Source organism: Actinomycetota bacterium, assembly GCA_019347675.1.
In the GTDB taxonomy this organism is placed as follows: domain Bacteria; phylum Actinomycetota; class Nitriliruptoria; order Nitriliruptorales; family JAHWKO01; genus JAHWKW01.
In genome coordinates this window covers 69852-90487 of record JAHWKW010000011.1, presented here as the reverse complement: position 1 = coordinate 90487, position 20636 = coordinate 69852, and the positions used below count along the sequence as shown (strand labels likewise).

Sequence of the window (20636 nt, the reverse complement as noted above, 5' to 3'; positions counted from 1 at the left end):
GGGTGCTCCTCTGGACGGCGAGCGCGGCGAGGCTCGCAGCAGCCACGTCGACTGCGTAGTCGATGGCCTCAGGGGTCCTGTCCGGTCGTAGCGACTGGAACGCTTCGTCCACGCCTGCCAGGAGAAAGGACGACGACCACGGTCACGGCCGTGGCTGGCCGGATGGTGGCCAGCGCCCACCGCAGGCTGGCGCCGAGAGCGGCGTACTCCACGGCGTGGCCGAGCAGCCCCAGGCCCGTCGGTGTGTCCGGGAACGCGTCCGCCGGCAAGGACGAGAGCCCGATGATGACCGCGTAGACGGCCGCAGGGAGGATCAAGCGCAGACGCATCCACTCAATCGAACTGGCACGGAACTGCTGGCTCCAGGCCTCGTCACTGCCGGACGGCTGTTCGCTGACCGCGGTCTCATGCAAGCCGTACGTGTGCGCCGGGCTCCGGGCGCGTCACGACCTCACGACGAACTGCGCCGCATCGCCAGGCTCATCGCGACGACGACCAGCCCGGCAAGGACCAGGCCGGACGCGCCCCCCAGCGCGAGAGACGTGAAGGACACCGCGGAGGCGCTGGCGGACGGGTCGTGGACGGCCGACGTGTAGTAGGCGTCCTCGGCGAGTTGGTCGGGCGGCCTGCCGTTGCGGGAATCCGACCATGTCACGTGGGTCCGGGCGTCGGTCGCCGCGACACTGATCGGGCCGCCGAGATGGTACTGGACGTGCATGGCGTAGCCGTCCTGCCGGTGCATGGAACGGTCACTGATGCGCACGTTGGGGGCCCAGGTCTGCCCGCCGTCGCGGGAGTAGGTGTAGTACACGTCCCAGTACAGGTCGCCCATGTGGTCGGCCGTGCCGCGGCTGTCCGGGTTGTACGCACGGTCGCTGCGGAAGTCGTACCACGTCACGTCGACGCGCCCGTTGGGAGAGATGTCGATGCCGGGGAACATCTGGTTGTTGTCGGGGTCGCGGTCGGGATCCAGTCCGTCGTTGAGGCGGACACGGTCGCTGAACGTTTCGCCACCGTCGGTGGACACGATCGCCCAGATGTCGCGGTCGTCGCGGGCGTTGGGCGGTGGGCTCTCGCTGAGTTCGAACACCACGTAGATGTTGCCGTTGTCCGGGTCGATCGCCGCTTCAGGGGTGGTGAGACAGGGCCCGCAGATGGCGACGCTGTCGTCGAGCACCCGCCCCTGCCAGCTGCGCCCACCGTCGGTCGACGTGGTCGCCAGCAGCCGCGGGAAACCCTCGGCGTCAGGTTCCGGCCGCTCCTTGGTGAACGCGTGGGCGGTCCCGTCCGGGGCCACCGCCAGGGCCGGCTGGTCCGAGCCGTACACCTCGTCTGGCGGCAGGTTCGCGAACGGGTCGACCAGCTCGCTCCACGACCGCCCGGCATCCTCGGACGCCGCTATCCGGGTGCGCCGGGGACCCTCGTCGAAACCGAGCGTCGCCGGCTCGTAGCGGTAGCCGACGTAGACGACGTCGGGATCGGTGGGGTGCACAGCGAGGCGCGTGTTGCTGAAACGTTGTGTGTCTCGTCGGGTCTGGCCCTCGTGGTCGGTGAACTCTGCCGTGTCGGTGCCGTCGGCGAGCATCGCGATCTCCCACGTCTCCCCGAGGTCGTCGCTGCGGGCGACGTAGGGGCTCGTGGGCTCATTGCTGCCCTTGGTCTCCGACGCCGCACCGGCGAAGTACAGGGTGCCGTCGGGCCCGAACTCCAGATCCAGGAACGCACCGAACGCCGGGCGCGCGCACGACGGAGGGCTATCGGGTTGGGGACGGGCCTCGCGCTGCGTCCACGTGTGGCCGCCGTCACGGCTGACGTGGGCGTGGCACGTCCCGGCCAGGAAGCTCGCTTCGACAATGACGAGCGTGTTCGGATCGTCAGGGTGAACCGCGATCTCCGGCTGTGTGTGAGCCCGGACAGGGTTCAGGTCGGTCGTGATCTGCCGTGCCGGGAGCACCGTCGGGCCGTCTTCGGCCGCGACGCCGCTCCCCGTCCCTCCGACCAGGGCGACCGCGAACGCCGCGCTCACGCCGACTGCGGTGCGTCGCATCGCCGTCCACTCGTTCGCGTGCTCCGACCGTCGTGGCCGACGGTTGCTCGTCCGACGCCAGCGCATGCACGATCTCCCTCGCCGAAGGACGTGTAACGAGGGGAAGCTACGAGGCGGTGCGATGTCGCGGTAAGTGCTCAACGCAGATAGCCGGGTGTCCCGGCGGCGTTTGTGCTCGCGGGCGATCCGAGGTACGACCCCGGCTGAACCTGGCCGCTACGGGAACGGTGCCGACATGACCCTGCTGCTGCGAACACTACTGGCCCACGGCGGCGGTGGTGCCGGTGGACTCGACGAGCTGATCGTCCTGGCCGTCCCGGCCGTCGCCTTCCTCGCGTTCATCGTCGTCAGCCGCCTGCGAGGGTCGCCCGGCATCCCGGAACACGAAACGGACGGCGTCCACGGCGGGGACACATCTGAGCCCGACGGCGGCTAACCGCCCGCGTGTCCTACTGACCGCGTCGCCGTCACACGGATCCCCGAAGGCGGCCCGGCAGCGCTCGACTAGGTGCACGCCACATCTATATGCGGAGTGCCTCTATTGAGCCACTCCGCCGCGGGTGGGAGGCTCCCGCCCTGAGCTTGGCGACGAACCGGAGGCGACCCGTGTCGCGATGCAGACCGCTGGCGATCTGTGTCGTGGTGGTCCTGGCCGTGCTGGCGCCTCCGGCGGCCGGAGCGGAGGACACCGATCCTCGTGCCGACGCCGCCGTGCAGGTCACGGCCACACCCGCCGCGACGCGGGCCCACGCGGTCCCCACGGTCGCCACCCACCCCGACGACCCCAGGACGATCGCCGTGGCCCAGGGCGACGCCTACGCGGCGCGGTGCACGCTGCACGTCTCCACCGACGCGGGACTGACCTGGACGGCGCGGCCCCTGCCCGACGTGGCGGAGTGGCCACGCTGCAACATGTTCGCCAGCTTCGGTCCCGTCACCGGCGTCGCCTTCGCCCAGGACGGCACCCTCTACGTCGTGCGCAGCGGGATCGACCCGACCACCTACCACCAGCGGGTCCTCCTCGACAGGACCACCGACCTGGGGGCGAGCTTCGAGACCACGGTGCTGCCGTGGGTGGAGCCCGACCTCGACGCCGGCCAGTTCGGCGCGGATGCTCTGCCGACCGTCGTCGCCGATCGCGACGAGGCGGGCCGCGTGTACGTCGGCTGGATGTCCAACAACGGCACGTGGAACCTGTCCGAGGAGGTGCTCGAGGGCAAGGAGTACTACTGGGACATCAAGAGCCGTCCCTACGTCAGCGTCTCCGACGACGGGGGACGAACCTTCTCCGATCCGGTGGACGTGGCCGGCGACATGGACGGCTGGTTCAGCGAGCCTCACCTGACGGTCGCAGCCGACGGGGCGGTGCACGCCTTCTTCGGCCAGAACGTGCGTCCCCCCAAGGACGCCCCCGAGGGCACGCTGGCACCACCCGCCAACCTGTGGCTGGCCACCTCACGCGACGGCGGACGCACCTTCACCCAACAGGCGATCCACACCCGCCCCGCCAAGGAGCGCGACTGGCTCAGCGGTCCCTCGCCGGCGTTCGACCCGGCCACCGGCGCGCTGTCCGTCGTGTGGGAGGAGACCGGCGAGGGCAAGCCCATGGTCGCGTTCATGCGCTCCGACGACGGTGGACGCACGTGGGGCGAGCCGGTGCGGATCAACGACGTCGAGCCGAAGCGTGAGTGGAGCTACAACGAGATGTTCCCGTCGCTGGCGGTCGCGCCCAACGGTCGCCTCGACGTCGCCTGGTACGACTGGCGCAACGACGTGGCCTTCGACCCGCAAGCCGACGAGAACCGCTGGCAGGACGTCTACTACAGCTACTCCACCGACGGCGGCCGCAGCTGGGCGCCCAACATCAAGGTCACCGACCGGGCGATCGACCGCAGCCTCGGCGTCGCCGAGACCTACGGGGTGAAAGGCCCGATCGGTCTCGCCACCACCGACGAGGCCGCCTACGTCGCCTGGGACGACACCCGCAACAGCAACGAAGACACCAGCAGCCAGGACGTGTACTTCTCCCGGGTGCGGTTCGCCGATCCGCAGACGCTGTTCTCGACCGCCGGCGCCGGTGGGGACTCACGGGCGCTGTGGGGCGCGTTGGGGGCCGGAGCCGCGCTCGCCGTCGGGGGCCTGGTGCTGCTGGTCGGTACCCGCGCTGCCCGGCGCGAGCCGCGCGCGGCGCCCCAGGGTGCGGAACCGGTCGTCCGCTAGCTGCGGAGGCGCCCCGGCGAATCTCCGCTACCGGGAGTAGGCCACCGAACGCGGCGTGGTACTAGCACCCATGTTCACGGTCATGTCATCTCGCACCGATCGTTCCTGCCTCCACCATCGCGCCCGGCTACCAACTCAAGGACGCTGTGAACGCCCGAGGGACGGGCTCCGAACGGAAGGACGTGGAACGTGAAGCGAAGGCTGATGACGATCTGCGCCGTGGCAGGGGCACTGATGATGATCGGCGGCCCGGCGCTCGCTCACTACTGTGCTCAGGAGAGCAAGCCAGCAGGCAACGGCAGCGCCGGGTGGTTCTTGGTGTCGGCCGATTGCGAGAGGTTCATCGCTACCAACATCACGCTGAACGCGCAGGGCAAGCCGGTCGGCGGAGGGTTCGTCGACTTCTACCGCGACGCCAACTCCAACGATGTTCGGGACGTCGGCGAGTTGGTCGTTCAGGACATGTTCCTGAACACGGGGCTCCCGCACCAGGCGTGGGACGCTGGTGGCGAGGGCTACGGCGTCACCTCCGAGATCCAAGCGATCATGAAAAAGTGCGGCGGACACTGATCCGCTGCCAACGGTGGGCCCGCAGACCTGGGCCCACCGTTGGCCGTCCCAGGTGCTGCTGCACTCGAGATGCTGGCGCCTCTACTGGGGGTTGGGGTCGCCCGATACGCCCCGTTCGATCAGGATGAGGTGCTCGTCGTCGGCCAGGCTGAGGGTGTCCAGCGGTGCGGCGACCGCGATGATCACGGCGGCGATCACCGCCGGGCGGCGGGCGGCGGCGGCCAGCCGGCCCAGCGCCGGTCGCGGATCGGCGGATATCTGCAGGGCCTCCTCGCCGCGCTCCCGACGCCGCGCAGCACGGTCGATGAACGGCACGACAGCGCAGGTCACGGTCAGGCTCGACAGGATCGCCAGCTTGACCCCGAACTCCGTGGGTTGGGGGTAGACCAGTGCGGCGGCCAGCACCGCGGTGAGCATGCCGAACCAGATGCGCCCGCGCGGGGTCCTGGGTGCCGTGGCCGGGTCGGACATCATGAAGAACACGAAGATCAGCACCTCGGGGGACAGCACCACGTTGACCCAGTAGAAGGCGCCGGTCACCGGGACGGGGTGCCAGATCGCCCAGAAGCTCTGCCCCGCCGCCGCGAACACCCCGATCAGCACCGCGAAGGTGGCGGTGAACGCCGCGGCCATCGCCGCCATCTTCACCTGGCGCAGCACCCACACCGCCCCGGCCACGATCACCACCAGGGCCGCAGCGACCGGCAGACCCAGAGGACCCCACCACAGGTACTGGGGGAACACCCCGGCCGGGCCCACCACCAGCAGGACCCACACCAGCCCGAGGTTGGACGGGTTGAACACGTGGCGGCCGGCGGGGCGGATCAGGTACTTGGAGGCCATGGCCAGCGTCACGGCCGCGATGAAGTAGCCGATCCCGTTCAGGCTCCACCAGTCGCCGTACTCGGTGCCGGTGGCGCGCAGCAGCAGAGCGACGCTGTTCCCGGTCAGCATGGCGCTGGCCGGCCACACCAGCATCCCGTCCCGGCGGACCGTCACCGCCAACTCGATCGCGGCCGCCGTGGCGATCGACACCAGGATCTGGGCGATCGACAGCTTGAAGTTCAGCACGGTCTGGCCCAGCACCTGCACGGTCAGCAGCACGACCGCCAGGTGCAGCCGCGGGTCGCGGCGGCTGGGCAGCACAACCGGGATCTGGCGCCCGCCGACGGACAGGTGCGGCCGGTCGGCCAGCGCAGTGGCGGGGGTCGGGGCGCTCACAGACTGGCTGTCATCGGTCCGGCGGGGCGAGGCTGGCGGCGGCGTACGCGCTGTCGATCGGTGGGCACCAGATGACCACCGACCGGAACGCGGTCGGGTCGATGCCGGCCGGCACCGGGAAGTTCATCGATCCGGCGGTGGCGTCCAGCACCGCCACCAGCGCGGCGTCGGCCGACAGGTAGTCCTCGGTGGTCTCCGGAGCGGCCAGCGGGCTGAGGCGGATCTCGAGGTCGACGTTGGGGGTCACGAAGAAGTCCTCGAGGCGCAGCGCGTGGCTGCCGTCGCCGAGCCGGTAGATCGCCACCTGCCCGCGTCCGGTCTGGTCGATGTCGTAGAAGCTGCCGGCCGCGACGACCTCTGCCTCATCCGACTGCATCTGCGGCAGTGGCGGCTCGACCAGCGGCACGTCGATCTGCTGCTCGACCACCAGCGTCCACGCCCCGTCGGTCTGGACAGCCAGGTGCGTCGGTCCCGTGTGGGTCGCGTAGCCGACGTCCTCACCGGGACAGGCGGCCTGGATCAGCGGATCGGCTCGCGAGGCCACGGTCACGGCCAGGTTGCCCGATCGGCAGCTGACGCGCGCCCGCCACTGCAACGCCCCGTCGCCGATCGCGACCTCTTGGGTGGCCGGGCCGGTGCCCTCCAAGGTGTCCACCGTCTGCCACCACGCCGCCGACCGCACCCGCGTAGCCGCCGGCGTCGCCGACGGGCTGTCGCCCGCCACGCGGCCCACCGCCGGGGACCGCTCGGCGGGTGCGGCCGTGTCCTGCAGGGCGCTACGCACCCCGAACAGGTCCCCGCCGTAGGCCGCACTGGCCGCCAACGCCACCAAGCCCACCACGGTGGCGGCCTGGCGCAGGCGGGCGCGAACCCGGTCGTTGCCGGCCACCGGTCAGTGCCACGGCAGGGTCGGGAACCAGCCGTAGCCGAACACCGCCGGGACCCGCACCACCCAGTAGACGAACGTGAACCCCCCCGCCACCAGCAACGCCGCGCCGGTCAACCGCGCCACCCGCTCCGGGTCGTGCTGCAGCCACCGCACCAGCCGGCCGCGACCGGCGACCACCAGCACGACGAAGACGAGCGCCAGCACCACCACGTTGCCGAGCGACTGCAACGCGAACACCGCCGCCCCGTACAGCGGATCGCTTCGGTCCGCGGCGTAGCGGAACAGCTTGAAGAACAGCCCGAACGGACGGCCGACCAGGAACGCGCCGATCAGCCCGCCGAGCACCACCGCATCCACCGACCGGAACCGGCGCCGCACACCGGCCAGTGGATCGGCCACCACGCCCAGCGCAGCCAGACCCAGCCACACGAGCACCGCCCCGACGACCCCGAACACCACCGTGGACTGCACCAGCCGCACCGGCATCCCCGCGGCCGTCGTCGCCATCGACAGCTGCGGCAGCCGCTCGCCCAGCAGCACACCCACCGCCCCGTAGGTCGCCGAGACCGCCAGCATCCCCACCGCCAGCCACCCCAACGGCCGCAGCAGCACCGCCACGCGCCGGCCCGTGGAACGTCCCTCACCCAGCAGCGGGGCGACCGCAGCGAACGCCGCGATGTTGCAGGCGGTGAACGTGGCTGCCAGCCCGGACACGAACGCGAACAGCGCTCCCGCAGCCGACCCCGCGATCACCGACCCGGCGGCGTCGTAGCCCAACAGCGCGTCCGCGACGTTGCCCCCGACGGTCCGGTCCGCGAACTCGAACGACCACGCGACCGCGACGGCCACGCCTGCCAGCACACTGCCGGCCACCACACGGAACCTGCCCGCTGTCGCCGACAGGCCGCCCGCCGTCACCGCGGCCCCCACACGTGCGGATCCGCTCAGCGTCACCGCACTCCCCGTCCTTGGCCGGCTCATGCTACGGCCTCCCCTCCGCGGATTCGTGGCGCCACGCCGTTGCGGCCACGCCGACCGTGGCCGCGAACAGCACCGCCCCGGGCACCGAGTGCCACAGCGCGGTCGCCCACGGCACGAACCCGCGTCCCGCGTCGACCAGCAACGGAACGTGCGTGGCGAACGTCCACAAGGCCGCCAGGACCGCCACCAGCGTGACCGACCACGGCAACCGCGAGGTCGCCACTCCGAACGCGGCGACCGCCAGGACGGCCACAGCCGGCAAGACGTGGTCGACGACCTCGACCACGGGTCGGGTCGCAACCCTGAACCCGAACCAGCGCCCCGTGTAGGGCGCGACCCCGACCCAGACGGCCAGCAGCGCCAGGGCAGCCGCCACGGGGCGGACGATCAGCCCCCGCACACGTCATGCCTTCCGACTTCGGATCCGCGCCGTGAGGGTAACGGGCACCGAGGCCCGGTGGTATATGTCATCGACATATAGTCACGGCGCACATAGATGTGTTCTGGCTATAGCTATCGGACACCTATCGACAGCTTCCTGGCCGGCCCCTACAGTGTTCTTCGTGTCCCGGACGGTGCGACCCGACGGGCGACGTCCACGGTACGCGACATTCGCCGTGGAACACCGACATCGAATGCAAGGGGAGGCCCAGGATGAAGTCACGCAGGCTCAGTACGACCCTGTTCCTAGCGGGGGTGCTGATGGCGTTGGGGTCCATGGTCGCTTGGGCGTGCACGAACCTGGCCACGCTGAACCTCAGCAGCTCGCAGTCCGCCGCGGGTGAGGGGATCGACGTGACCGGTTCGTCGTTCGCCACGGCGGCGCGCGGAGGACAGGGCGTCGAGTTCCACTGGGACGCGGTCGACGGCCCGGTGCTGGCCACGGCGACGCCGGACGCGACCGGGGCCATCGCCACGTCGATCACCATCCCGGGCGACGCCCAGCCGGGCTACCACGTCCTGATCGCGACCCAGAACGTCGTCAGCGAGGAGGGTGAGGTCAGCGCCGCGTACGGGACGCCCGCACGCGCCAGCGTCCTGATCGGGAACGTCAACGCGGCGGATGCAGCGCAGCAGCCCAGCGCTGCTGATGCGGCACCCGCGACGGTCTCGGCCGAGACCGCCTCGACCGGCCTGATCGCGGCGACCGCGCTGCTCGCCCTGCTGGGCATCGGGCTGTTCGGCGCGGGTCTCGGGCTCTTCGTCCGCGAGGTTCGCCGGCGCGGTGCCGTTCCGGCGCCCGCCGAACGGGAGAACCCGCAGGCGTAACCGCCCGAACCACCAACGATGGGAGGCGCCGCCAACCGCGGCGCCTCCCATGACGTCGGGCACCACCCGGCCCCCGGACGGTGCAAGGCTCGCCGATAGCATCCTCGAAGATTCCCCGAACCGCGAGGTTCCGCCCCATGACGTTCAACCCGTTGCGCCGAGACCGCTCCGCGAGCGACGGCGGCGAGAACACCGAGGGTCAGGGGGACGAGACCTCCAACCGGCGCACCGCCATCGTCCTGCTGACCGCGGCGATCCCGGTCCTGATCGGCCTGTACGCGGTGGCCCTGTTCTGGTCGCGACCGATGACCTACGGCGAGGAGGTCCGCCTCGACGAGTTCCTCGCGATGGCGGCCTCCGGTCGGGTCCAGGACGCGGTCATCCTCGACCGCGACCGGCGGGTGCTCGGCGAGTCGGACCGCGGCAAGTTCTGGGTCTCGTTCGGCCAGACCGAGACCGCGATCCAGCGGGTGCTCGGCTCGCTGGAGGCGGCTGGCGTACCGACCAGACTCAACCAGCAGTGGGCCAAGGGGTTGATCGACCCCCTGACCGTGCTCCTGCCCGCGCTGCTGATCGTCGATGCGCTCGTGCTGGTGTTCCTGCTCGTCCGCGGTCGTGGGGACTCCCTGTTCGGTTTCGGGCGATCCGGAGCGCGCCAGGTCGGCATGGACGAGTCGAAGATCACGTTCAAGGACGTCGCCGGGCAGGACGAGGCGATCGAGGAACTCGCCGAGATCCGCGACTACCTGTCGGCGCCCGAACGGTTCCTGGCGATGGGCGCGACGGTGCCGAAGGGGATCCTGTTGGCCGGTCCCCCGGGGTGCGGCAAGACGCTGCTGGCTCGGGCGGTCGCCGGCGAGGCCGGCGTGCCGTTCTACTCGATGTCGGGGGCGGGGTTCGTGGAGATGTTCGTGGGTGTCGGCTCCGCACGCATCCGTGACCTGTTCAAGACGGCCAAGGGCAACGCACCCTGCATCGTGTTCATCGACGAGCTGGACGCGGTCGGCCGCGGTCGGGTCGCGAGCTCTGTGATGGGACAGGACGAGCGCGAGACGACCCTCAACCAGCTGCTGGTCGAGATGGACGGCTTCGAGATGACGAGCGGCGTCGTGGTGCTGGCCGCGACCAACCGCCCCGACGTGCTCGACCCGGCGCTACTGCGTCCGGGCCGTTTCGACCGGCGCATCACGATCGAGCGTCCCGATCTGCGGGGCCGGCTCGGGATCCTGACGATCCACGCCCGTGGCAAACCGCTGGCCGACGACGTGGATCTCGATGTGATCGCCAAGCGGACCCCCGGTTTCTCCGGCGCCGACCTGGCCAGCGTGGTCAACGAAGCGGCGCTGCTGGCGGCCCGCCACAACCGCGACTCGATCGGGCAGGCGCAACTGGTCGAGGCCGTCGAGCGGGTCGTCGCCGGCCCCGAACGCAAGACACGGATGCTCAGCGATCCCGACCGGCAGCTGATCGCTCACCACGAGGCCGGTCACGCGGTGATCTCCGCCGCGATGCGCGACACCAACGTGGTGCACAAGGTCTCGATCATCAGCCGTGGACACGCGGGCGGGCTGACCTGGTACGCGCCCGATGAGGAGCTGGCGTTCGCGTCGCGTTCGCAACTCGAGGATCGCCTGGCCGTGCTGCTGGCAGGTCGGGCCGCCGAGGAGGTGTTCAGCGGCGAACCGAGCAGCGGCGCGCAGAACGACCTCGAACGGGCGACGGTGTTGGCCCGCAAGATGGTCACGGAACTGGGGATGGGCCGAACGGTGGGGCCGCTGTCGGTGACCGGACTCAGCGGCGACCGGTTCGACGGCCGCTTGGAACAGGTGGGTGCCAGCGTCAGCCGGGACGTCCAGCAGCTGCTGACCGACGCGCTCGACCGCGCCCGGAGCCTCCTGGACCAGCATCACGACACGTGGAGCGAACTGGCGGCCAAGCTGGCCGTGGACGAGAGCCTCGAGGGACCGGAACTGGAGCTGTTCCTCGACGGGGTGCGGACACCGGGCCCCGCCGCCAGGGGAGCTGCCAGGGAAGCCGTCGGCGGCGAGCTGTCACGCGGGTGACCGGCGCCCCGTGCGCGACGCATCCGCGGCGCCCCGGCCCGGCGGTCTGCGCAGACTGTGGCCGGCACCTGTGCAGGGACTGCGTGGTCCCCACCGGGGTGGGCCTGAAGTGCCAACGGTGCACCGGCAGCGCCCGGCGAGGCGGCCGGGTCCTGACTTCGCGTCGACGGGTCGTGCAGGCGATCGCCGGGGTCGCCGTTGTGGCGCTCGCGGTCGCCGCGGTCGTGTTCGCGGTCAACCGTCCCTCACCGACAACCGATCGCCAGGCGCAGGCCGCCGGTGTGCGGGTCGACCACGTCCCCGTCAGGTTCGAGGGCGCGGGGGGCTTCACGCTCCACGGGGCCATGGACCTGCCCCAGGGGGTCGACGGCCCCCTGCCCGGGGTGGTGATCGTCCCCGGCTTCGGCGACACGACCCGCGACGGTGTGGTCGGTGACGACGGTCCCGGCGACCTGCTGTACCTCGACCTGGGCGTGGCGCTGGCGCAGGAGGGCTTCGCCGTCCTGCGCTTCGACAAGCGCGGCACCGGCGAGAGCACCCCGCTGACCGACGACCTGCGGTTCGACCAGCGGGTCGAGGACGCCGTCCGCGCCGTCGCGTTCCTGCGCGACCAGCCCGACGTCGCTGACGACGCGATCTCGGTGATCGGTCACGACGGCGGCGGAGTGATCGGCCTGCGCATCGCCGATCGCGCGCTGGACCTGGACGGCCTCGTCCTGGTCAACGTCCCGGGCCGGCCGCTCAGCGAGGTGCTGATCGCCGAGTTCCGCTCGCGCGGTGACCAGATGCACGACGACGCGGCCGAGGAGCTGCAACGCGCCTTCCAGACGCTGCGCGAGACCGGTGAGGTCCCGCAGGTCAGCGACATGCTCCGGCCGGTGTTCACATGGACCCAACCCGGCTACCTGCGCGAGATCATCGACGTGGACCCGGCCCAGGCGGCCAGCCGGGTGGTCAGCCCGGTGCTGATCGTGCACGGCCAAAGCGACCCGTCCATCACCGACGAGGACGTGCAGGCGCTGCGGGCGGGCCTGAAGGCGGCACCGGAGGTGGAGGTGGTGCACCGGCCCGACGCCGACCACACGCTCCGGCTGGCGGGTGGAGGGCGAGACGACGGGGCGCACGGCGACACCGGGGCGCCCGCGCAGCGGTCGGGTCCCGACGCGCGGGACCGGGCGGCCCTGGAGGAGATCGCCCGCTGGCTGCGAGGCGTGGCCGGTCGCGGGGCGCCGGCGGCCGACCGCGGCGACCGGGTCGACACCGCCGCCTGATCGACGTCCCCACCTGGCGGGCCGCCGCCCTGCCGTCCGCGACCGCTAGATGTTGGCTGCACTTACCGGTATATGTCAGCTGCACTTACCGCTAGATGTCGGCCGCACTTACCAGTATATGTCGGCCGCACTTACCGCTAGCGGACAGTGTGCATTTGCTGGTCTTGCGGTTGGTGGTTATCGTCCGCCCAGACTCCGGATGGGGGATCGGCACCGATGCGACGCGTTCACCGCATGTTGACGGTCTGGCCGGTCACGGTCGGCGTCCTGGTTCTGACCGCGCTACCGGCCTTCGCGCCACACGTCGCCCAGCTGCACGCCGACCCGACCCGGGTCGAGCCAGGCGCCCAGGTGAGGGTGTGGGGTCCCCGCGGCTACGCACCCGAGAGCACGGTCGAGATCCGCTTCGGCGCGCCCGACGGTCCGGTGCTCGGGACGTTCGAGACCGACTCGCAGTTCTACGCGGCGTTCACGCCGGGCACCGTGACGATCCCGCAGGACGTCGAGCCGGGCGTCTACACGCTGTTCGCCACCCAACAGCTCAACGAGGACACCGCCTACATCCGTGGCGTGCCGGCCAAGACGGTGATCCGGGTCAGCGCACCCGGGGTGGCCGCTCCCGTGGCCGACGCGCCGTTGTTCGAGGAGGGGTTCGGTCGGTTCCCGCTCGAACCGCGCCCCGCCGGGGTGGCCGTGCAGGACCAGACGGTCGGCTGGTGGCCGCTGGCCGCGATCGCCGTCGGGGTCGCCGCCCTGGCGGTGGGGGCCGGCATGCTCGCTGGTCGGTTGGCCCGCAGGCGCAGCGAAGCGGCGCCACAGGCCTCCGCGGAGTGAGCGGGACGTCAAGCACCGAGACGGGCACCGAGACGGGCACCGAGACGGGCACCGAGACGGGAGAGCGGTCATGACGGGACACGACGGGCACGTGTCGCGGCCGATCGGCCGACGTGCCAGGACCACGGTCAGCCGGTGGTTCATCGCGGCGATGGGCGCAGTGGTCGTGCTCGGTGCGAGCCCGGCCGGCGCCCAGCATCCTGCCCGCGTCACCCGGTCGGTGAACGCCACCGTCGACGACGTCGCGCCGACGAGGACCTACGCGGCGCCCTACGTCCTGGTCGACCGCGCCGACCCGCTCACGGCGGTGGCGGGGACGGTGGACATGCGGGCCAGGACCTGCCACCTGCTGCGCTCGCGCGACGGCGGGCAGACGTGGAGGCTGCTGGACGCATCGCCGTCGCCGCAGGACTACCCGTTCTGCTTCCACACCTCCGGCATGACCACCATGACCCCGATGGCGATGGGACGTGACGGGGCCATCTACATGGGCATGGTCGGTTGGGGTCCCCAGGACGAGGAACCGGGGCGGGACGCGGCCCACGCCGGTTCGCGTGGCAACCTCAGCATCATCGTGTCACGGTCGGACGACCTCGGTGACACCTGGCAGCCGGTGGTCGCGCACGACACCCGCGGCCTGGAGGGAGAGGACGTCCAGAACAACCGGCCGGTGTCGTCCCTGGCGGTGGACCGCACGACCGGCGGCCAGGACCGCGTCTACGTCGGGTACGTGCAACGCCAGCCCAACGCCGACCCGGAGGTCCCCAACGAGCCGATGGTGATCGCGTCGACCGACGGGGGCGAGACCTTCTCGGCGCCGGTCAGCGCGTTCGGTGACTACGAGCGCGTGCTGTCCGCCGAGGAGTTCGACCTCGAGGAGGACCATACGATCGGGGTGTCGTTCAGCGCCGCGCCCCAGCTCGCCGTCGCCGACGACGGGACCCTGTACGTGATGTTCGCGGGGAGCGCCCCCCGAGGTAGCGACCTCGAGGATCTTCTGCTACTGGCGCGCTCGACCGACAACGGGCAGACGTTCACCGTGAACGAGATCGGGACGTTGGGGCCGTCCTTCGACTACCCGACCTTCGCGTGGAGCCCGGTCGGGGGCGAGCAGGGCACCCTGCACATGGCGTACGAGGACAAGCCCGACGGGCCGCTGGGCGACCGGGACATCTACCACCGCCGGTCAACCGACGGTGGGGCGACGTTCAGCGCACCGCAGCAGCTCAACGACGACGCGGCCGAGCAGCTGGCCGGCCAGTACCAGGCGCAGGTCAGCGTCGCGCCCAACGGCCGCGTCGACGTCGCGTGGTGGGACTTCCGCAACGACCCGGGGCTGTTCGCCAACGACGTGTACGCGACCTGGTCCGACGACAACGGCGAGAGCTGGGCACCCAACGTCCGCATCTCTGACCAGTCCATCGACCGGGACATCGGCACGTGGAGCAACGGCTTCGACATGCGCCAACCTCCCGGCGTCGGCTCGGCCGACGACTACGCGCTGTACGCCTGGGATGACACCCGGCTGGCCGACGCGGCCGGTCAGTCACAGGACGTGTTCGCAGCGGCGTTGCAGTTCTCTCCCGTCACCGTCGGGAACAGCACGCTGCGGTACGTGATCGCGGGGCTGATCGGGTTGGCGCTGGGTGGAACTGCGCTCCTGGTCGTCGGGAGCCGGATGCGCACCGGCCCGCAACCGCAGCAGCGCGAGCGGGTCCCGGCCGGCGTTTGACCGGCGGACACGGCGACGGGACCAGGCGGAGGCGCGAGCGGATGACACAGCGAACGCCCCTGGCCGACCGCGCGCGCCAGCGGTGCACGTCGAGGTGGTTGGGGGTCGCACTGGCGGGGCTGCTGGCCGGGGCCGGGCTGATCGGCGGCCAGCCGGCCGTCGCCGGTGACGGTCAGACCGGTGACCGGTCGGCGACTCCTGCGGTCACGGCGGCGGTGCAGGTGACCGACAACCCTCGGCCGTCGCGGGCGCACTCGTCACCACAGCTGGCCCGCAACCCCACCAACGGTGAGCTGGTGGTGGTCGAGTCCGAGGTACGCCACGACTTCGGATGCGTCGTGCACATCTCCAGCGACGGCGGGCGCAGCTGGTTCCGCGGCGGTGACATCCACGAGGACCCGTGGACCAAGTGCTCGCAGAAGCCCATCAACGGGCCCTACGCGACGCTCACGTTCGATCCTGACGGCGTGCTGTACGTCGCCTTCTACGCCAACGACCCGACCTACGCCGACGACGAGTTCCTGCCGCTGCACGTCTTTTTGGCCCGGTCGGAAGACGGTGGGCGCACGTTCGAGACCAACTTCGTGTTCGAGGCGCCCGAACCGGTCACCGAGAACCGCGGGCTGCACAACAACGACCGCCCGATGGTCGCCGTCGACCACTCCGACCCGTCCAACGTCTACGTGGCGTGGATGGGCCGGGGCGGTGAGGACGACGACAAACCGACCAAGGCGCTGGTCGCCGCGTCGCACGACGGGGGGCGGAGCTTCGGCGAGCCGGTCGACGTCAGCGACGAGCGGGGCGCCTACCAGCCGCGTCCGGCGGTCGACCCCGACGGGACCCTCCACGTCATCTTCCCGATCGGCCTCGGTGCCGTCCCCGAGGGCACCGACCCCTTCCAGGTGGCCCGGACCGTCTACCACCGCCGTTCCGCCGACGGCGGCCAGACCTGGTCCGAACCGGTCCAGGTCGACGCGGGCAACGCCTCCTTCTTCGGTGGTCGCAAGTACGTCCTGGCCGCCGACCAGAACGACGGCACGCTGTACGCGGCCTGGTACGCCCACGAGGACACCCATTTCGACCCGGCGGTGGAGGACGTCGACATCTTCCTGCGGTCGTCCACCGACGGCGGCCAGACCTGGAGCGAGCGGGTCACGATCAACGACGACGCGAACGAGGACCGCCACATCAACCACTACAACCCGGGGGTCTCGATCGCGCCGAACGGGCGGGTGGATGTCGCCTGGTACGACTTCCGCAACAGCCCGTACCCGGAGCGCTTCCCCGACGGGTTCTCGCCGCCGTTCAACCACGACGGGTTCCAGGACGTCTACTACAGCTTCTCCACGGACGGCGGCCGGACGTGGGCGCCGAACGTGCGCATCACCGACCGGATCATCAACCGCGAGATCGGAGTGTGGTCCAACAACGTCCACAGTCACATGAGCGTCGGCATCGCCTCGAGCGACGACGGCGCGTACGTCGCCTGGCAGGACACGCGCAACGGTGACCGTGACCTGCAAGCCGAGGACGTGTACTTCGCGACCGCGCGGCACGAGCGACCGGCCGGGGCGGCCGGGGCGGCCGGGGCGGGCACCCCCAACTGGGCGCTGTTCGCCGTCGGCGGCGCCGCCCTGGTCCTCGGGATGGGTTTGGCGATGCTGATCGCGTGGGCGGTCACACGCCGCGGCGGCGTGGCGACGGCGAACGCCCCCGACCGGGCGTGACCGCTGGGGAACGCGGACCGGACGTGACGACCGGCGGTGACGCTGGTCGTGGCGCTGGTCGTGGCGCTGGTGATGGGGACGGTCCGGGACGCTCCGCCATCGGCCTGGCACGGCCGGTGCTGGCGCTCGTCGCGGCGCTGCTCGGGGCGGTCGGGGCGGTCGGGGCGGTCCTGTGGCTCACGGCCGACCGCGACGTCGTCGTCGAGGGCAACCAGTTCGTCAACCCCACCGGCCCGATCGACGCGCACAACTCACCGTCCACCGCACGCAACCCGCTGGACCCCGACAACCTCGTGGTGGTCAGCCGGGTCGACCGGCCCGAGTTCCGCGCGTTGCTGCACTGGACCGTGGACGGGGGCGGCACGTGGCGGACGACGTCCCTTCCGCTCCCCGAGGGCCTGGACCGCCCCTACGCCCCGGACGCCGCGTTCACCGCGGACGGGATCCTGTACGTGACGTACGTGAACCTCACCGGCCCCGGCAACGTCCCCGACAACCTGTGGATCGCCCGCTCGGACGACGGTGGGCAGTCGCTGACGCAGGTGGGGCGGGTCGCGGGTGAGTTGGCGTTCCAGGCCCGTGTGGTGATCGCCCCCGACGGCGCCATCCACGTGACCTACCTGCAGGCCACCGACGTGGGGACGCTGCAGCTGGTGGGCGAGGCCCCGATCGTGGCGGTCCGGTCTGACGACGGCGGTCGGACGTTCTCCCAGCCGACCCGCGTCAGCGACCCCGACCGCCAGCGGGTGGGTGCCGCGTCACCGGTCGTGGATGCGGCAGGTGATCTGGTCGTCGTCTACCAGGACTTCAAGGGCGACGTGCGTGACTTCCAGAACCTCGAGGGGCCCGCTTGGGACCAGCCGTTCGCGCTGGTCGTGACCCGCTCGGGTGACCGGGGCCGCAGCTTCTCGGAGGGGACGGAGATCGACTCCGAGGTGGTCCCGACCGAACGGTTCCTCGTGTTCACGCCGGCCTTCCCGTCGATCGCCGCACGTCCCGGGGGAGGACTCATCGCCGTCTGGGCCGATGGCCGCAACGGCGACCGGGACGTGTTCCTGCGTCGGTCACCCGATGGCCGCAGCTGGAGTGGGCTGACGCGGGTCAACAACAACCCGGCCGACGACGGCACCGACCAGTACCTGCCGCAGGCGGCGGTCTCGCCCGACGGTCGGGTCGACGTCGTGTTCTACGACCGGCGCCGCGACCCGCAGAACGTCATGACCGACGTGTTCCTCGCCTCCTCCCCCGACGCAGACCAGCCGTTCCGAAACGTCCGTGTGTCGTCCGCGTCGTTCGATTCCCGAGTCGGGCCCCAGGCGGCCCCGCACCTGCCGGTCGACTTCGGCTCCCGGCTGGGGCTGGACAGCTGGGATGCCGCTGCGCTGGCGGTCTGGACCGACACCCGGCTCGGCGACGAAGCGACCGGCCGCCAGGACCTGGTCGCCGCCCAGGTGCGCATGCCCGACCGCGACGCGCTGGCTGTGCGACGCACCGTGACCCTCGGGGCGCTGGCCGGGTCCGTCGTCGCCCTCACGGCATGGTGGTTGCTGGGAGCCCGACGTCGACACAGCGGTGCGTGACCCGGCTCGCCGCGCGCCTCACGACGACCCGACCGTGCGGTTGTACCGTCCGCCCGGACCGCGGTGCTGCGCGAGACGCCGACCTGGCGGGGCCGCGACCGGCTCGGATCGGCGCAACCCGTTCGTCGCAGGAGACGGTGATGGCCGACCAGGTGTTGGAGTGTGAGCGTCACGGCGCGCGCACCAAGCTGACGTGCGCGGAATGCGACGCCCCGATCTGTCCCCGCTGCATGGTGCGCACGGACGTGGGACTACGTTGCGAGGCCTGTGCCACGCCGTCGGTTGCCTCCCAGGCGCCGACCTCGCGTCGTCGGTTGCTCCTCGCGATCGGGGCGGCCGTGCTGGGCCTGGGGATCCTGACCGGCGCCCTGATCCTCGGCGGGATCCTGCCCGGGTCGCCGGCCGAGACGGAGCCGGCCGCCGCTCCGGTCGGGGACTGGTCGAAGCTGCCGGCGCTGACGGCCGTGCGCGGATCGACCAGCGCGGTCAGCCTGCCCGACGGGCGGGTCGCGGTCGTCGGAGGCGGCCTCGGCAGCGTTCCCGTCCCGGCCACCGAGATCTTCGACCCCGGCAGCGACGCGTGGACGCGTTCGGGGGATCTCGGACAGGCACGCCGGGGACACCGCACCGTCCTGCTCGACGACGGCAGGTTGCTGGCCGCCGGCGGCATCTCGGCCGAGGGGCTCCTGGCATCGACCGAACTGTGGGATCCTGCCACCGGCTCCTGGGAACCCACCGCCGGGATGCGCCATCCCCGCCTCGGCCACACCGCAACGGTCCTGAACGACGGCATGGTCCTGGTCACCGGCGGCACCGGTGACAGCGGGGCGGCCAGCGGCGGGGGCCAGACGGTGCGTCCGACGGCCACCGCCGAGGTCTACGACCCCGCCTCGGAGACGTGGACGCCGATCGGCGACATGCTCGTTCCGCGCTTCGAGCACACCGCGACGCTGTTGCCCGACGGGCGGGTTCTGATCGCCGGGGGGCTCGGCGTCGAGGGCGACGAGGTCGGTCCGGTCGCGTCCGCCGAGCTCTATGACCCCAACACCCGGACGTTCAGCCGCACCGGGCGGATGGCGCAGCCCAGGACCGACCATGCGGCGGTGCCGCTCGACGACGGGCGTGTCCTGGTGGCGGCAGGAGATGCGGGGACGAGCGCGATCGCGTCCGCCGAGGTCTTCGAACCGGCACGGGGCGCGTTCTCCGAGACGGCGACGCTGCGGCAGGCACGTCGCGGCCACACCGCCACCGTGCTCGGCGACGGCACGGTCCTCGTCGTGGGCGGGGAATTCTTCAACCAGGGAACACGGACCTCGCTCGCATCCGCTGAGCGGTACGACCCCGGCGAGCAGGCATGGGTCAGCGCCGGGGAGATGAACTGCCCACGCAGCGAGCACGGGGCGGCCCTGCTCCCGGACGGCTCGGTGCTGGCCGCAGCCGGCGACGCGACCTTCCCCGGGGAGGCGCCGATCGCCCAGAGCTGCATCGACGCCTACCGGCCGTGACCGAGAGGAGGTCGTGTCGTCGCCGGCGCGGACCCAGTGGACCCGCCAACCCTTGACACGGTATTGCTGAGCGAGTATGACAGTCGCATACCACACCGAAGCACGCCAGTCGGAAAAGCACTGAGTCGACCACTTTGGCGGCTCCCCCGGTCGCAGGCCCCGGGGCTCCTGGCAGGTGAGGGGGAGAAACCCGCGGTTCATCAGCTCTAAGTCACAGCTTGCGGTTCTACGGTAAAAGCGGCGTAGGCGGAGAAAAATGAGCAGCGCAAGTCCGGCAAGCGGGCCCTTCACGCGCCTCCTCGATGCCATCCCGAACTGGGTCGGCTTCGGGCTGATCATCTTGGTGGGTGTCGTGCTGGTCATCGTGGGCGCCCTGGGCCCAAATGGGGGTGCTATCGCATTCGGTGTCGCCACGGTGATCAGCGCGATCATCGCGTGGGTCTCTGGGGCGCGAAGTCAGCCCAGGGTCGACCCGTTCAAGCGCCGGTTCGGTGGGACCGTCAAGGAGATCGACCAACTGCCCTGGATCGTCATCTTCGGGCTCTATGTGATCGCACTGGTCGTCTCACTGGTAACCGCGTAGCGCAACCTGCTCACGCCGCGTCCGACGGTCGATCGATCCCCATGCGGTCCGGCGCGGTCACCCCAGCACGCGCCGGCGCCAGAGCCGAGGGCTGGGGAGGCATGCCCCACCGGGTTCGGTGACGGTCGTCTAGATTTCCCCCGT

General features: G+C 71.2%; 18 protein-coding genes. 12 read left to right on the top strand and 6 right to left on the bottom strand.

The window, feature by feature from the left end; genetic code table 11:
• Positions 1–68: 68 nt before the first annotated feature.
• Both KY462_09095 and KY462_09090 read right to left on the bottom strand, forming a co-directional pair.
• Entirely contained in the window at positions 69–329 is a 261-nt protein-coding gene (locus KY462_09095) for a hypothetical protein (protein MBW3577878.1), read from the bottom strand.
• Positions 330–451: 122 nt separating this feature from the next.
• Positions 452–2047, bottom strand: a complete 1596-nt coding sequence (locus KY462_09090; GenBank protein MBW3577877.1) for a hypothetical protein — start codon at positions 2045–2047, stop codon at positions 452–454.
• Positions 2048–2282: 235 nt separating this feature from the next.
• Between KY462_09090 and KY462_09085 the strand changes: the two genes are divergently transcribed.
• From KY462_09085 to KY462_09075, 3 genes are all read left to right on the top strand, one after another.
• The gene (locus KY462_09085; GenBank protein MBW3577876.1) at positions 2283–2483 is read left to right on the top strand and encodes a hypothetical protein; all 201 of its coding nucleotides are present in this window, start codon (positions 2283–2285) and stop codon (positions 2481–2483) included.
• Between the two features lie 170 nt (positions 2484–2653).
• Positions 2654–4267, top strand: a complete 1614-nt coding sequence (locus tag KY462_09080; GenBank protein MBW3577875.1) for a hypothetical protein — start codon at positions 2654–2656, stop codon at positions 4265–4267.
• Between the two features lie 189 nt (positions 4268–4456).
• Positions 4457–4837, top strand: coding sequence for a hypothetical protein (locus KY462_09075; GenBank protein ID MBW3577874.1), 381 nt, complete (start codon positions 4457–4459; stop codon positions 4835–4837).
• An 81-nt stretch (positions 4838–4918) separates the two neighbouring features.
• Here the strand turns inward: KY462_09075 and KY462_09070 are convergent, their stop codons facing one another.
• From KY462_09070 to KY462_09055, 4 genes are read right to left on the bottom strand one after another with little or no spacing between them, the layout of a single operon-like run.
• Entirely contained in the window at positions 4919–6058 is a 1140-nt protein-coding gene (locus tag KY462_09070; GenBank protein MBW3577873.1) for an RnfABCDGE type electron transport complex subunit D, read from the bottom strand.
• A 10-nt stretch (positions 6059–6068) separates the two neighbouring features.
• A complete protein-coding gene (locus KY462_09065) occupies positions 6069–6947 on the bottom strand; it encodes a DM13 domain-containing protein (protein MBW3577872.1) in 879 nt (292 codons plus the stop codon).
• 3 nt (positions 6948–6950) lie between these two features.
• On the bottom strand, positions 6951–7877 hold the full coding sequence (locus tag KY462_09060; protein ID MBW3577871.1) for a hypothetical protein: 927 nt from the start codon (positions 7875–7877) through the stop codon (positions 6951–6953).
• 52 nt (positions 7878–7929) lie between these two features.
• Positions 7930–8328 (bottom strand): hypothetical protein, encoded by a 399-nt coding sequence (locus KY462_09055; protein ID MBW3577870.1) that lies wholly within the window; start codon positions 8326–8328, stop codon positions 7930–7932.
• A gap of 254 nt (positions 8329–8582) precedes the next feature.
• On the opposite strand from KY462_09055, the gene KY462_09050 reads away from it, so the two are divergent.
• The 9 genes from KY462_09050 (at position 8583) to KY462_09010 (ending at position 20492) form a co-directional block, all read left to right on the top strand.
• Positions 8583–9197 (top strand): hypothetical protein, encoded by a 615-nt coding sequence (locus KY462_09050; GenBank protein MBW3577869.1) that lies wholly within the window; start codon positions 8583–8585, stop codon positions 9195–9197.
• A 305-nt stretch (positions 9198–9502) separates the two neighbouring features.
• Positions 9503–11260: an ATP-dependent zinc metalloprotease FtsH gene (ftsH, locus tag KY462_09045; protein ID MBW3577868.1), complete on the top strand. Its 1758-nt coding sequence runs from the start codon at positions 9503–9505 to the stop codon at positions 11258–11260.
• A gap of 83 nt (positions 11261–11343) precedes the next feature.
• Positions 11344–12531: an alpha/beta hydrolase gene (locus tag KY462_09040; GenBank protein MBW3577867.1), complete on the top strand. Its 1188-nt coding sequence runs from the start codon at positions 11344–11346 to the stop codon at positions 12529–12531.
• Between the two features lie 216 nt (positions 12532–12747).
• Positions 12748–13365 carry a hypothetical protein gene (locus tag KY462_09035; GenBank protein MBW3577866.1) on the top strand — a complete coding sequence of 206 codons (618 nt, stop codon included), beginning with the start codon at positions 12748–12750 and terminating at the stop codon, positions 13363–13365.
• Positions 13366–13435: 70 nt separating this feature from the next.
• Positions 13436–15097, top strand: a complete 1662-nt coding sequence (locus tag KY462_09030) for a glycoside hydrolase (protein MBW3577865.1) — start codon at positions 13436–13438, stop codon at positions 15095–15097.
• Between the two features lie 41 nt (positions 15098–15138).
• On the top strand, positions 15139–16824 hold the full coding sequence (locus KY462_09025; protein ID MBW3577864.1) for an exo-alpha-sialidase: 1686 nt from the start codon (positions 15139–15141) through the stop codon (positions 16822–16824).
• Between the two features lie 23 nt (positions 16825–16847).
• Entirely contained in the window at positions 16848–18404 is a 1557-nt protein-coding gene (locus KY462_09020) for a glycoside hydrolase (protein ID MBW3577863.1), read from the top strand.
• 140 nt (positions 18405–18544) lie between these two features.
• Positions 18545–19909, top strand: coding sequence for a hypothetical protein (locus tag KY462_09015; protein MBW3577862.1), 1365 nt, complete (start codon positions 18545–18547; stop codon positions 19907–19909).
• Between the two features lie 256 nt (positions 19910–20165).
• Positions 20166–20492 (top strand): hypothetical protein, encoded by a 327-nt coding sequence (locus KY462_09010; protein ID MBW3577861.1) that lies wholly within the window; start codon positions 20166–20168, stop codon positions 20490–20492.
• Positions 20493–20636: the final 144 nt, after the last annotated feature.